Consider the following 12621-nt stretch of genomic DNA (forward strand, 5'->3'; position numbering starts at 1 on the left):
GGTTATCCTGGACAGGCTATGACCGCCGTCTACCTCGACCATGCCGCGACCACCCCGATGCACCCTGCTGCCATCGAGGCGATGACCGCCGTGCTCGCGACGGTCGGCAACGCGTCCTCGCTGCACACCGCGGGTCGCGCGGCGCGGCGCCGGATGGAGGAGGCCCGCGAAGCGCTGGCCGGCTTGCTCGGTGCGCGGCCGTCGGAGGTCATCTTCACCGCGGGCGGCACCGACAGCGACAACCTCGCGGTCAAAGGCATCTACTGGGCCCGGCGCGACGCCGAGTCGCACCGGCGCCGGATCGTCACGACGCCGATCGAGCACCACGCCGTCCTGGACGCCGTCGAATGGCTGGTGGAACACGAAGGCGCCGAGGTCACGTGGCTGCCGGTCGGCGCGGACGGCGTGGTGTCGCCCGAGGCGTTGCGCGCGGTACTGGCCGAGCATGACGACATCGCCCTGATCACCGCGATGTGGGCCAACAACGAGGTCGGCACCATCCTGCCGATCACTGAATTGGCCAGCATCGCAGCGGAATTCGACATCCCGATGCACAGCGACGCGATCCAGGCCGTCGGCCACATCCCGGTCGACTTCGCGGCCAGCGGTTTGTCGGCACTGTCGGTCGCCGCGCACAAGTTCGGTGGCCCGACCGGGGTCGGTGCGTTGCTGCTGCGCCGCGACACGGCGTGTGTGCCGCTGCTGCACGGCGGCGGGCAGGAACGCGATGTGCGTTCGGGCACACCGGATGTCGCCGGTGTCGTGGCCATGGCTGCGGCCGCTCGGGTGGCGGTCGAGGGACTGGAAGCCACCAGCGGACGGGTCCGCGCGCTGCGTGACCGGCTGATCGACGGTGTGCGCGCCGCCATCGAGGATGTGGATGTCAACGGCGCGCTCGGCGACGCACGGCTGCCCGGCAACGCGCACTTCACCTTTCGCGGTTGCGAAGGTGATTCGCTGCTGATGTTGCTGGACGCCAAGGGAATCGAGTGTTCCACCGGGTCGGCCTGCACGGCAGGCGTGGCCCAGCCCTCGCATGTGCTGCTGGCCATGGGCGCCGAACCGGCCACCGCCCGCGGATCCTTGCGACTGTCGTTGGGGCACACGAGTACCGATGCCGATGTGGACGCCGCCCTGGAGGCGCTGCCCGCCGCGGTGCAGCGGGCCCGGGCGGCGGCGCTGGCCAGCGCCGGGGTGGCGTGATGCGCGTCCTGGTCGCGATGAGCGGCGGTGTCGATTCCTCGGTGGCGGCCGCGCGGATGGTCGACGCGGGCCACGACGTCGTCGGCGTGCACCTCGCACTGTCCAGCACGCCCGGCACCTTGCGCACCGGATCGCGCGGATGCTGCTCGAAAGAGGACGCCGGGGACGCCCGTCGCGTCGCCGACATCCTCAACATCCCGTTCTACGTGTGGGATTTCGCCGACCGCTTCAAAGAAGACGTGATCGACGACTTCGTCGAGTCCTACGCGCGGGGTGAGACCCCGAACCCGTGCGTGCGCTGCAACGAGAAGATCAAATTCTCGGCTCTTTCGGCGCGCGCGCTGGCCCTGGGCTTCGACGCGGTGGCCACAGGACACTACGCGCGCCTGGACGGCGGCCGGCTGCGCCGAGCGGTGGACGCCGACAAGGACCAGTCCTACGTGCTGGCCGTGCTGACCGCCGAACAGCTGCGCCACGCGCTGTTCCCGGTGGGCGACACCGCCAAGCCGCGAATTCGCGAGGAGGCCGCCCAGCGCGGCCTGGCGGTGGCGGACAAGCCGGACAGCCATGACATCTGCTTCATCCCGTCCGGTGACACCCAGGCATTCCTGGGCGCCAAGATCGGCATCCGGCCCGGCGCCGTCGTCGACGCCGGTGGCGCCGTGCTCGCCGAGCACGACGGTGTGCACGGTTTCACCATCGGCCAGCGCAAGGGTCTCGGTATCGCCGGACCTGGTCCCGACGGTGCGCCCCGCTACGTCACGGGGATCGACGCCGAGACCGGCACGGTGCGGGTGGGTGCGGCCGTCGACCTCGAGGTGTCGACGCTGCGCGGCGAGAAGCCGGTGTTCACCTCCGGAACGGCGTTCGACGGGCCGGTGGAATGCGTCCTGCAGGTCCGCGCCCACGGCGGCCTGGTGGAGGCGGTCGTCGAGCTGCGCGACGGTGAACTGCACGCCGAGCTGCGCACCCCGCTTCGTGGTGTGGCGCCCGGCCAGACGATGGTGCTCTACCGCACCGATCCGGCGGGCGACGAGGTCCTCGGCAGCGCCACCATCGTGCGCTGACTTTCAGCCGGGCACGTTGTCCAGCAGGTTCGTCAGCACCAGCTCCGGGATCGCCGGCGAGAACCGGCACGCCGTGACCTCGGCGAGCACCACAGATTTCACTCGATAGTCGCGCCCGCACCCACCGGGTGTGCGGGTTCGCGCGGTCTCGGCGGTGATGTCGGTGTCGCCGACCAGCCGTGGACCGGCGGGGGTCTCGGCGCAGCCGTCGATCCGGCCGACGAGGTCGGCGAAGGCGCGTCGCGCGGTGGGTTCGTCACGATAGGCGGCGACGGCCTCGGAGATCAGTCCGCCGGCGGGCGGGTTCTGGAAGGTCGTCTTGTGGAACTCCTCGACCTCGGTACCGAAGGTCTGGGTCTCGGCGAACAGCCAGGCACAGACGTCGGGCACCGTCGCCGCGAGCGCGTCGATGTCCACCGGAAGCTTGCCGTCCATGGTCGGGACGATGGTCAGGTCCTCGCCGGCGCCCGTGAGGGCGCGCATCCGGGACTGATCCAGGATGACGGCCTCGACGTCGACGGGAGAGCGGGACCCGTCATCGAGACCGGGCACGGTGCGGTGGGCCTCACCTGTGACGGTCTGGCTGCACCCGGCGAGCAGCAGGATCCCCACCGCCGTCGCCAAGGCCCGCACCCGTGCAGGTTAACCCATCGAATACTGTTGGCCGCGTGAGTATTTTCGCCAGCGCGACCGGCATCGGATCCTGGCCCGGTACATCCGCGCGCGAGGCGGCGGCGGTGATCGTCGGCGAACTACACACGCTGCCGCATCTGGCCGAACTACCCGCCCGCGGAATCGGGGCCGATCTGATCGGCCGGGCGGGCGCCCTGCTGGTCGACATCGGGATGGACACCGCACCGCGGGCCTACCGCATCACCCCTGGCCGCAGCGCCGTGCAGCGCCGCGCGGTCAGCCTGCTCGACGAAGATCTGGACGCCCTGGAGGAGGCCTGGGAGAAGGCCGGCCTGCGGGGTGTGTCGGGACGCACCGTCAAGGTGCAGGTGCCCGGTCCGATCACGCTGGCCGCCCAGGTGGAGTTGTCCAATGGACACCGCGCGATCACCGATCCCGGAGCGCTGCGCGATCTCGCCGGATCGCTGGCCGAGGGGGTCGCCGCGCATCGCGCCACAGTGGCCCGCCGGATCGGCGCCGAGGTGGTGGTCCAGTTCGACGAGCCGTCCTTGCCCGCGGCGCTGGCCGGCCGGCTCACCGGGGTGACGAGCCTGTCCTCGGTGCATCCCGTCGACGCACCGGTGGCCGGGGCATTGCTCGACGAATGCGCCCAACGCATCGGCGGTGAAGTGCTACTGCACTGCTGCGCCTCGGATATTCCATGGAAAATGTTGCAGGACAGTGCAATTGGTGGGGTATCCGTTGATGTTGCGGTGCTGGGAGTGGCCGACCTGGACGGGGTCGGGGAGTTCGTGGAGTCGGGCCGCACCGTCTTGCTCGGCGTCGTGCCGTCAGCCGCTCCGCTGACCCGGCCCACAGCCGAGCAGGTGGCGGCCGCGGCGGCGAAGATCACCGACCGGTTGGGCTTTGCGCGCACGGTGCTGCGCGACAGGATCGGCATCACGCCCGCCTGTGGCCTGGCCGGCGCCACGGTGGACTGGGCGCGGACGGCGATCGGACTGGCGCAGAAGGCGGCGGACGGTCTGCGTCAGGATCCCGACGCAATCTAGTCCGCAAACATCGGTTCACAGTATGGTGAGGGAAGACTGTGGGGAGTCCTGTGCATCGAGCGAAGCGTGCAGTAGCGGCGAGTGCCACCGCGCTCGCCGCATTCGTGCTGTTCAGCGGGCCTACGGCGGCGACCGCCGTGGCCCGGCCCGGTGATTCGAGTCATTCGCACGGTGGCCGCGATTCGGACCGCGGCGGCAACCAGGGCCGCGACGACGGATCCCGCAACGATCGACCCCGCAACGATTCCCGTCGGGGCGAAAGCAACGGATTTGGCCGTGGCGAGGACAGTGGCAAAGCCACCAGCACCACCAACAGCGGCGGCACCAGTCGCCCCGCAGCCACCACTGCCACTACTGCGAGTCGCGCACCGCAGGCGGTGGCGAGCACGGGCGATTCCGAGGCGCCGACGCCGACAACCAGCGCGTCTGCCGCCGATGCCGGTGCATCGTCGGGCTCTGGTGTGCTCGCGGCCGCGCCCGACCTCGTGGCCCCGAAGGTGACCTTCGGCAACGGGCGCACTCCCGGTGAGGGCGCGATCCACCCCATTGTTTCGCTGCCGCAACAGGGCGTCACCGTCGCATTGCCGGCGATGGTGGTACCGGCGCCTGTGCCACTGGGCATACCGCAGGCCGTGGACAGGCCGCGCGCACGGCTGGACCTTTCGGCGTCCAGCGGCTGGGACAGCGCGCGTCCCGGGCAGCCGATGACGTCCTGGTTCGGCCTCGCCGGTCTCCTGCTCATTCCGCTCGGCGGCGCGGCGCTGGGGTACCGGCAGGCCCGGGCCGCGAAGTCGGCGTCCCATCTCGCGGTGCACTAGTACCGGCGGTACCGGATACCGTAGGTTGTCCCTATGGACAACCCGCCCGATCTCCCCGGCGTGCAGCACCGCTACCTCGATCTCGGCGACGGCGTGACGATTCACGTCGCCGAGGCCGGCCCCGAGGATGGGCCGCCCATGATGCTGGTGCACGGCTTCCCGCAGAACTGGTGGGAGTGGCGGCGCCATATCGAGCCGCTGGCCGCGGACGGTTACCGGGTGCTGTGCCCGGACCTGCGGGGCGCGGGCTGGAGTTCGACCCCGCCGGGCGACCACTACTTCAAGAACGACCTCGCCGATGATCTGGCCGGGGTCGTCGACCGCCTCGGTGTCGGCCCGGTGCGCCTGGTCGCGCACGACTGGGGCGGCCCCGTCGCCACCATCTTCATGTTGCGCCATCCCGAGAAGGTGGCGTCGTTCATGGGTATCAACACCGCCGTCCCATGGCTCAAACGCGATCTCACGGCCTTCGTCAACCTGTGGCGGATGTGGTACCAGATCCCGATGCTGCTGCCGGTCATCGGACCGCGGGTGATCGCCGACCCGAAGATGCGTTTCTTCCGGCTGCTGGGCTCCTGGGTGGGTGGCGAGTTCGAAACCCCGGAGGAGGACATGGATTTCTACCGGGCGTGCATGTCGCGGCCGAAATATGCTCTGGCAGGCTCGAAGTGGTACCGCACCTTCCAGACCCGCGAGGCGTCCCGGTGGATGCGCGGCGAATTCGACCAGTATCACGTGACCGTGCCGGTGCGGTGGCTGCACGGCACTGCGGACTCCGTGCTGACGCCGGAACTGCTGCGGGTGCTGCCCGAGCACTGCTCGAATTTCGAGCTGGAACTGGTGCCCGGTGCCGGGCACTGGATCATCGAGGAGCGTCCGGAATTGGTGCTCGACAGGTTGCGCACGTTCCTGACTCTGGGCGCGGACGCCGACAAGACCGCCTGACCCGATATCGGCAACACAGGTATCGGATTACTCATCGTCGCTTCCGACCCGCAGTTCATCGTGGACATACCGATCAATCGTGTCCAGGGGGAATGGCGATGTCGAAGAGTCTGGTCATTTGTTGTGACGGCACGTGGAACACGCCCGATCAGAAGAGTCCGACCAACGTCACCAAAATGGCGCTGGCCCTTGCCGACGTGGACGATCGCGGGCGGGAGCAGCGTGTCTTCTATCATCAGGGAGTCGGGTCCAGTCCGCGGGAGCGGTTGCGCGGCGGGGCTTTCGGCTTCGGCCTCTCACGAGATGTCCGCGACACCTACCGATTCCTGGTGCAGAACTACGATCCGGGCGATCGGCTGTACTTCTTCGGGTTCAGTCGCGGCGCCTTCACCGCCCGCAGCACAGCAGGTTTCGTACGCAACTGCGGCATTCTGCGCCGCCAGGAGGAAGGTCGCATCGACGAGGCGTACAAGCTGTACCGCGACCGGAACAAACATCCCCGCAGCCTCGCAGCGACGATCTTCCGGCGCTCCTACTCCTACGAGTCACGGATTCGGTTCATCGGAGTCTGGGACACAGTGGGCGCGTTGGGTGTTCCCGTCGATGGCTTGCACGTGATCAGTTGGCTGAACCGGCGCTGGCAATTTCACGATACAGATCTGAGCACCACCGTGGATGCCGCATTTCACGCGGTCTCCATCGACGAACAACGCGGCCCGTTCCGGCCCACGTTGTGGTCGCAACAGAGCCCGCCACCCGAAGATCAAGTCGTCGAACAGGTTTGGTTCAGTGGCGCGCACTGTGACGTTGGTGGCGGCAGTGTCGAGCGCAGCCTCAGCGATATCCCCTTGTTGTGGATGGCGCACAGGGCAGGAGCTCGCGGGTTGAGTTACCGGGAAGATGCGTTCACCCGGTGTTCGGCTTCGGACCCGCTGACTGCTGAAGAAGCCACTCGCGCACAGATATGCGTGGCTCCCCATCCCAACGGCGCATTCGAGGATTCCCGCAAGGGCCTATATCGATGGATCGGACCGTTTCACCGGAAAATCGGTGCTGCCACACGCGGTCACGAATCAGTCGCCTCCAGTGCGGTGTTCCGGCACAGCCATCTCGCCGGATATGCGCCGGGTGGCCTCGTCGACTATCTCAGGCGCCCCGATCATCGGGAGACCGAAGTGGGCGGGGTGCCGGACCGACGGCTCGACGACATCCGCGTATGACGCGCGGGCTCAACGGTCATCGAGCTGCCGGATCAGCTTCTTGGCGGCGATGAGCCGGAACGACGCATCGACGAGTTCGCGGACCTCGGTCCAGTCGACCCTGCCCGCCGTCAGGTCCAGGCCCAGCCAGCCGAACGGCCCCATGTAGGCCGGGAAAAAGAATCGGCTGTCCGCCTCCAGTGCGCGGCGATCGGAGTCGTCGACCTTGATCAGGAGCGAGCTGGGGTAGGGGATCATCCCGTCCTCACCTTTGACGTTGCCGCCGAACATCGCGAACATCTTCGGCGCGCAGAACACCGGGCGACCCCACGAGACCTTCTCGAAGGCGGTGGGGAAGGCGAGCGCGATCTCGCGGATCTCGGCCAGTCCGAAGTCGTCATCGCTGAACATCACGGGATGCGGCACAGGTAGGAGTCTATCCGGCCCATCACTGGGTTAGGGTCGCCTTACTTACGCAGCTGAGGAGGGTGAGATGCCGACATCGTGGCTGGACACCGTGATACATCAGACCCGCAAGGCCGGGGATTTCCCGTACCCGCACTGGGCCTCGATCTTTCTGAACAATCCCATCCGCCGCCGGATCGGCCGACCCGGTGCCGTCATCGACGGGCTGCTGCTCGCCGGCGATGAGCGGGTGCTCGAAATCGGCCCTGGCCCTGGCTATTTCAGTACCGAGATCGCCAAGCGGGTACCGGCCGGTCGGCTGCACCTGTTCGACGTGCAGCCGCAGATGCTGGACAAGGCGCGTAGCGCCCTCGACGCGGCCGGCTGCCACAATGCCGAATTCCATTCCGGTGACGCGAGCGCGGGACTGCCGTTCGACGACGACAGCTTCGACGTGGCATTCCTGGCGGCGGTGCTCGGCGAGGTGCCGGACAAGGACATCTGCATCCGTGGACTGCGCCGGGTGCTGCGCCCGGGCGGCCTTCTGGTGTTCGTCGAGGCATTCCCCGATCCTGACCGCCAGAGCGTGCAGAGCCTGCGCGAGCTCGTCGAACCGCACGGGTTCGTGCTGCAGGGTTGGGAAGGCACCACCTGGCGCGACGTGGTGCGGTTCCGGCTGTGGCCGACCTTGTGAGACCTGTCGGAGCGCTCGACTAGCCTCGTGAGCGTGAGCTCATCGGACTCTGAGGTGCGTGGACGCTGGCAGGAACTGGCCGAAGAGGTGCGGGGCCACCAATTCCGCTATTACGTCAAAGACGCTCCCGTCGTCTCCGATGCCGAATTCGACACGCTGCTGCGTGAGCTGCAGTCCCTGGAGGAAGCGCACCCCGAGCTGCGCACGCCCGACTCGCCGACGCAGCTGGTCGGTGGCGCGGGTTTCGCCACCGACTTCGGCTCCGCCGACCACCTGGAGCGGATGTTGTCCTTGGACAACGTCTTCGACAGTGACGAGCTGTCCGCATGGGCCGCCCGGATCAGCGCCGAGACCGGTGAGAACACCGAGTATCTGTGTGAGCTCAAGATCGACGGTGTCGCACTGGCCCTGGTCTACCGCGACGGCAAGCTGGTCCGGGCGGCGACGCGCGGGGACGGCCGCACCGGTGAGGATGTCACCCTCAACGCCCGCACCATCACCGACATCCCGGAGCGGCTCACCGAATCCGAGGAGTTCCCGCTGCCCGCCGTCCTCGAGGTGCGCGGTGAGGTGTTCTTCCGGCTCACCGACTTCGAAGACCTCAATGCCGGCTTGGTGGCTGAGGGCAAGGCGCCGTTCGCCAATCCCCGCAACAGTGCCGCCGGGTCGCTGCGCCAGAAGAACCCGGCCGTCACTGCGCGGCGCCGGTTGCGGATGATCTGCCACGGGCTGGGCCAGGTGGACGGCGCGACGTTCCCCTCGCTGCACGACGCCTACCGGGCGCTGGGTGCGTGGGGGCTACCCGTCTCGACGCACACCACCCGCGTGCAGGGCATCGCAGCGGTGGCCGAGCGGATCGCCTACTGGGGTGAGCACCGCCACGACGTGGAACACGAAATCGACGGCCTGGTGGTCAAAGTCGACCAGGTGGCGTTGCAGCGCCGGCTCGGCTCCACCTCCCGCGCACCGCGCTGGGCGGTGGCCTACAAGTACCCGCCCGAAGAGGTCACCACCAAGCTGCTCGACATCAGGGTCAACGTCGGCCGCACCGGCCGGGTCACCCCGTTCGCCTACATGGAGCCGGTCAAGGTCGCCGGGTCCACCGTCGGACTGGCGACCCTGCACAACGGTTCGGAGGTGAAACGCAAGGGCGTCCTCATCGGTGACACCGTGGTGATCCGCAAGGCCGGCGACGTCATTCCCGAGGTGCTCGCGCCGGTGGTCGACCTGCGTGACGGTACCGAACGCGAATTCGTCATGCCCACAACATGTCCCGAGTGCGGCACCACGCTGGCGCCGGCCAAGGAGGGCGACGCCGACATCCGCTGCCCGAACACCCGCAGTTGCCCGGCGCAGTTGCGTGAGCGGGTGTTCCACGTCGCCGGGCGCGGAGCGTTCGACATCGAGGGCCTGGGCTACGAGGCGGCGACCGCGCTGTTGTCGGCCGGGGCCATCGAAGACGAAGGCGACGTCTTCACCCTGGCGGCCGAAGATCTGTTGCGCACCAACCTGTTCACCACCAAAGCCGGTGAGTTGTCGGCCAACGGCAAGCGGCTGCTGGCCAACCTCGGCAGGGCGAAATCCCAGCCGCTGTGGCGGGTGCTCGTCGCGCTGTCCATCCGTCACGTCGGGCCCACCGCGGCGCGCGCCCTGGCCGGTGAATTCGGCAACCTCGACGCGGTGGTGACTGCCTCCGAGGAGCAACTCGCCGCCGTCGAAGGCGTCGGGCCGACCATCGCGGCCGCGGTCGTCGAATGGTTCACCGTGGACTGGCACCGCGCCATCGTCGAGAAGTGGCGGGCCGCCGGGGTTCGGATGGCCGACGAACGCGACGAGGGTGTCGAGCGGACGCTGGAGGGGCTGTCCATCGTGGTCACCGGATCGCTGACCGGGTTCTCACGGGATGAAGCCAAGGAGGCCATCCTGGCCCGCGGCGGTAAGGCCGCCGGCTCGGTGTCGAAGAAGACCGCCTACGTGGTGGCCGGCGATGCCCCAGGTTCCAAGTACGACAAGGCAATCGAGCTCGGGGTGCCGGTGCTCGACGAGGACGGTTTCCGTGCGCTGCTGGCGGACGGACCCGAACCGTCAGCGGATGATGGTGGCGACGATGCCGGCGAGGTAGCCGAGCCGGGCGACCTCTGACGGCCGAAAGGCGGGCCCGCCGGGGCGGCCCAGCAACACGGCGGTGTGGTGGTCGCCCAGGGGAGCGGCGGTCAGGGTGGTGTCGATGTCGCGCCAGATCTGCGGCACCCACGGTGCGGTGCCGTCGAGGACCGCGGCGTGCTCGAGGGGCAGCCAGGGTGCGCTCTGCGCGTGCGTCTCGGGGGCTCCCGGGCTGCCGACGATGGTGTCCAGTCCGGCGTCGGTGCGGCGCAGCACCGAGCACCAGCCCACCCGCAGCACCTTCGGCGCCTCATCGGCCAGCACCTGTAACTTGTCCTGGCGGTTGTGAGCCGCGGCGATGTGGTCGATCAGCTCGAGTTCGCGGTGCGCCTCCAGCAGGCCGGTATGGGGCCGGATGCTGTCGACGTAGACGCCCTGGATGTGTTCGGCGGCCGTGATGAGCGAATCGGGCATGGCGCCGATGGGCAGGTCGACCACCAGATCGTCGATGGCGTAGCCCGCTCCGCGCTCGACGACGTCGAGGGACAGGATGTCGGCGCCCACCGACCCGAGCGCGACGGCCAGCGAGCCGAGGCTGCCCGGTCGGTCCTCCAGCTGGACCCGCAGCAGATATGACGGCACGCGCAACACCCTGTCATAGCCGCCGGGGCGGGGCATTTCCAGCTCGCCGTCACGACTAGGCTGCTTTGTCGTGTCACAGATCTCCCGGGACGAGGTTGCCCACCTAGCGCGACTGGCCCGACTTGCCCTCACCGATGGCGAGTTGGACGGTTTCGCCGGCCAGCTCGACGCCATCCTGGCCCACGTCGGCCAGATCCAATCCGTCGACGTCACCGGCGTCGAAGCGACCGGTAATCCTCTGAAAGAGGTGAACGTCGCGCGTCCGGACGAGGTGGTGGGGTCGCTGTCGCAGGACGAGGCCCTGGCCGCCGCGCCGCGCGCCGAAGACGGCCGTTTCGCGGTGCCGCGCATCTTGGGAGAAGCAGAGTGACCGAGTTGATCCGCGAGAACGCCGCAGCGCTGGGCGCCAAGATCGCCGCCGGGGAGGTCACCTCGACCGAGGTGACCCAGGCGCACCTGGACCAGATCGCCGCCACCGACGAGCGTTTCCACGCGTTCCTGCACGTCGGCGCGGAGCAGGCGCTGGCCGCCGCCGCCGAGGTCGACCGCCAGGTCGCGGCGGGCGAGACGCTGCCGTCGCCGCTGGCCGGTGTGCCGCTGGCCCTCAAGGACGTCTTCACCACCACCGACGCGCCGACCACCGCCGGGTCCAAGATCCTGGAAGGCTGGCGCTCGCCGTACGACGCGACGGTCACCGCCAAGCTGCGGGCGGCCGGTATCCCGATCCTCGGCAAGACCAACATGGACGAGTTCGCCATGGGTAGCTCGACCGAGAACTCCGCGTACGGCCCCACCCGCAACCCGTGGGATGTCGAGCGGGTGCCCGGCGGCTCCGGCGGCGGCAGCGCCGCGGCGCTCGCGGCGTTCCAGGCCCCGCTGGCCATCGGCACCGACACCGGCGGGTCCATCCGCCAGCCTGCGGCGCTCACCGCGACCGTCGGGGTGAAACCGACCTACGGCACGGTCAGCCGCTACGGCCTGATCGCGTGCGCGTCGTCACTGGACCAGGGCGGCCCGTGTGCCCGCACCGTGCTCGACACCGCGCTGTTGCACCAGGTGATCGCCGGTCACGACCCGCGCGACTCCACGTCGATCGATGCCCCGGTGCCCGATGTGGTGGGGGCGGCCCGCGAGGGTGCCCACGGTGACCTCAAGGGCGTGCGGGTCGGCGTCGTCAAGCAGCTGCGCGGCGAGGGCTACCAGTCCGGCGTGCTCGCCTCGTTCAACGCCGCCGTCGAGCAGCTCACCGCGCTGGGCGCGGAGATCATCGAGGTCGACTGCCCGAACTTCGACCACGCGATGGCGGCCTATTACCTGATCCTGCCCTCGGAGGTGTCGAGCAACCTGGCCCGTTTCGACGCCATGCGGTACGGCCTGCGGGTCGGCGACGACGGCACCCACAGTGCCGAGGAAGTCATGGCGCTGACCCGGGCCGCCGGTTTCGGGCCGGAGGTCAAACGCCGCATCATGATCGGCACCTATGCATTGTCGGCGGGCTACTACGACGCGTACTACAACCAGGCGCAGAAGGTGCGCACGCTGATCGGGCGCGACCTGGACCGCGCCTACGAGCAGGTCGACGTGCTGGCCACCCCGGCCACCCCCTCCACGGCGTTCCGGCTGGGGGAGAAGGTCGACGACCCGCTCGCCATGTATCTGTTCGACCTGTGCACCCTGCCGCTGAACCTGGCCGGGCACTGCGGCATGTCGGTGCCCTCGGGTTTGTCGGCCGACGACGGACTGCCGGTCGGACTGCAGATCATGGCCCCCGCACTGGCCGATGACCGGCTCTACCGGGTGGGTGCGGCCTATGAGGCGGCCCGCGGATCGCTGCCGACGGCGCTGTAACCGGGTTAGATGGTC

General features: G+C 68.9%; 13 protein-coding genes. 10 read left to right on the forward strand and 3 right to left on the reverse strand.

What is annotated here, in order from left to right; all coding sequences use genetic code 11:
- Nucleotides 1-18 precede the first annotated feature (18 nt).
- Entirely contained in the window at nucleotides 19-1203 is a 1185-nt protein-coding gene (locus AC1DY7_RS18655; protein WP_477495184.1) for a cysteine desulfurase family protein, read from the forward strand.
- Entirely contained in the window at nucleotides 1203-2270 is a 1068-nt protein-coding gene (gene mnmA, locus AC1DY7_RS18660) for a tRNA 2-thiouridine(34) synthase MnmA (RefSeq protein WP_477495185.1), read from the forward strand. The genes AC1DY7_RS18655 and mnmA overlap by 1 nt, the downstream gene beginning before the upstream one ends.
- A gap of 3 nt (nucleotides 2271-2273) precedes the next feature.
- On the opposite strand, the gene AC1DY7_RS18665 is transcribed toward mnmA, so the two are convergent.
- Nucleotides 2274-2903, reverse strand: a complete 630-nt coding sequence (locus AC1DY7_RS18665) for a sensor domain-containing protein (RefSeq protein ID WP_477495186.1) — start codon at nucleotides 2901-2903, stop codon at nucleotides 2274-2276.
- 35 nt (nucleotides 2904-2938) lie between these two features.
- Between AC1DY7_RS18665 and AC1DY7_RS18670 the strand changes: the two genes are divergently transcribed.
- The 4 genes from AC1DY7_RS18670 to AC1DY7_RS18685 all read left to right on the forward strand — a co-directional run bounded on the left by AC1DY7_RS18670 (nucleotide 2939) and on the right by AC1DY7_RS18685 (nucleotide 6935).
- Nucleotides 2939-3952, forward strand: a complete 1014-nt coding sequence (locus tag AC1DY7_RS18670; RefSeq protein WP_477495187.1) for a uroporphyrinogen decarboxylase/cobalamine-independent methonine synthase family protein — start codon at nucleotides 2939-2941, stop codon at nucleotides 3950-3952.
- 50 nt (nucleotides 3953-4002) lie between these two features.
- Complete coding sequence (locus tag AC1DY7_RS18675; protein ID WP_477495188.1) at nucleotides 4003-4770, forward strand: hypothetical protein; 768 nt, start codon at nucleotides 4003-4005, stop codon at nucleotides 4768-4770.
- A 33-nt stretch (nucleotides 4771-4803) separates the two neighbouring features.
- Nucleotides 4804-5715, forward strand: coding sequence for an alpha/beta fold hydrolase (locus AC1DY7_RS18680; protein WP_477495189.1), 912 nt, complete (start codon nucleotides 4804-4806; stop codon nucleotides 5713-5715).
- A gap of 98 nt (nucleotides 5716-5813) precedes the next feature.
- Entirely contained in the window at nucleotides 5814-6935 is a 1122-nt protein-coding gene (locus tag AC1DY7_RS18685) for a DUF2235 domain-containing protein (RefSeq protein ID WP_477495190.1), read from the forward strand.
- 9 nt (nucleotides 6936-6944) lie between these two features.
- On the opposite strand, the gene AC1DY7_RS18690 is transcribed toward AC1DY7_RS18685, so the two are convergent.
- Nucleotides 6945-7340, reverse strand: a complete 396-nt coding sequence (locus AC1DY7_RS18690; protein ID WP_477495191.1) for an MmcQ/YjbR family DNA-binding protein — start codon at nucleotides 7338-7340, stop codon at nucleotides 6945-6947.
- Between the two features lie 82 nt (nucleotides 7341-7422).
- On the opposite strand from AC1DY7_RS18690, the gene AC1DY7_RS18695 reads away from it, so the two are divergent.
- Both AC1DY7_RS18695 and ligA read left to right on the forward strand, forming a co-directional pair.
- Entirely contained in the window at nucleotides 7423-8013 is a 591-nt protein-coding gene (locus tag AC1DY7_RS18695) for a class I SAM-dependent methyltransferase (RefSeq protein WP_477495274.1), read from the forward strand.
- A gap of 33 nt (nucleotides 8014-8046) precedes the next feature.
- The gene (gene ligA, locus AC1DY7_RS18700; protein ID WP_477495192.1) at nucleotides 8047-10155 is read left to right on the forward strand and encodes an NAD-dependent DNA ligase LigA; all 2109 of its coding nucleotides are present in this window, start codon (nucleotides 8047-8049) and stop codon (nucleotides 10153-10155) included.
- Here ligA and AC1DY7_RS18705 read toward each other — a convergent pair.
- Nucleotides 10099-10758, reverse strand: a complete 660-nt coding sequence (locus AC1DY7_RS18705; RefSeq protein ID WP_477495193.1) for an ACT domain-containing protein — start codon at nucleotides 10756-10758, stop codon at nucleotides 10099-10101. The genes ligA and AC1DY7_RS18705 overlap by 57 nt on opposite strands.
- Nucleotides 10759-10828: 70 nt before the next feature.
- On the opposite strand from AC1DY7_RS18705, the gene gatC reads away from it, so the two are divergent.
- Both gatC and gatA read left to right on the forward strand, forming a co-directional pair.
- Entirely contained in the window at nucleotides 10829-11128 is a 300-nt protein-coding gene (gene gatC / locus AC1DY7_RS18710) for an Asp-tRNA(Asn)/Glu-tRNA(Gln) amidotransferase subunit GatC (protein WP_477495194.1), read from the forward strand.
- A complete protein-coding gene (gatA, locus tag AC1DY7_RS18715; protein ID WP_477495195.1) occupies nucleotides 11125-12606 on the forward strand; it encodes an Asp-tRNA(Asn)/Glu-tRNA(Gln) amidotransferase subunit GatA in 1482 nt (493 codons plus the stop codon). Before gatC ends, gatA begins: the two co-directional genes overlap by 4 nt.
- The last annotated feature ends 15 nt before the right edge of the window (nucleotides 12607-12621 follow it).

The sequence above is a fragment of the Mycobacterium sp. P2_H7 genome, from assembly GCF_056403275.1.

Excerpts from the sequence above, each read along its gene's own strand:
- AC1DY7_RS18655 (WP_477495184.1), top strand. The coding sequence starts at position 19 with ATGACCGCCGTCTACCTCGACCATGCCGCGACCACCCCGATGCACCCT.
- mnmA (WP_477495185.1), top strand. The coding sequence starts at position 1,203 with ATGCGCGTCCTGGTCGCGATGAGCGGCGGTGTCGATTCCTCGGTGGCG.
- AC1DY7_RS18680 (WP_477495189.1), top strand. The coding sequence starts at position 4,804 with ATGGACAACCCGCCCGATCTCCCCGGCGTGCAGCACCGCTACCTCGAT.
- AC1DY7_RS18685 (WP_477495190.1), top strand. The coding sequence starts at position 5,814 with ATGTCGAAGAGTCTGGTCATTTGTTGTGACGGCACGTGGAACACGCCC.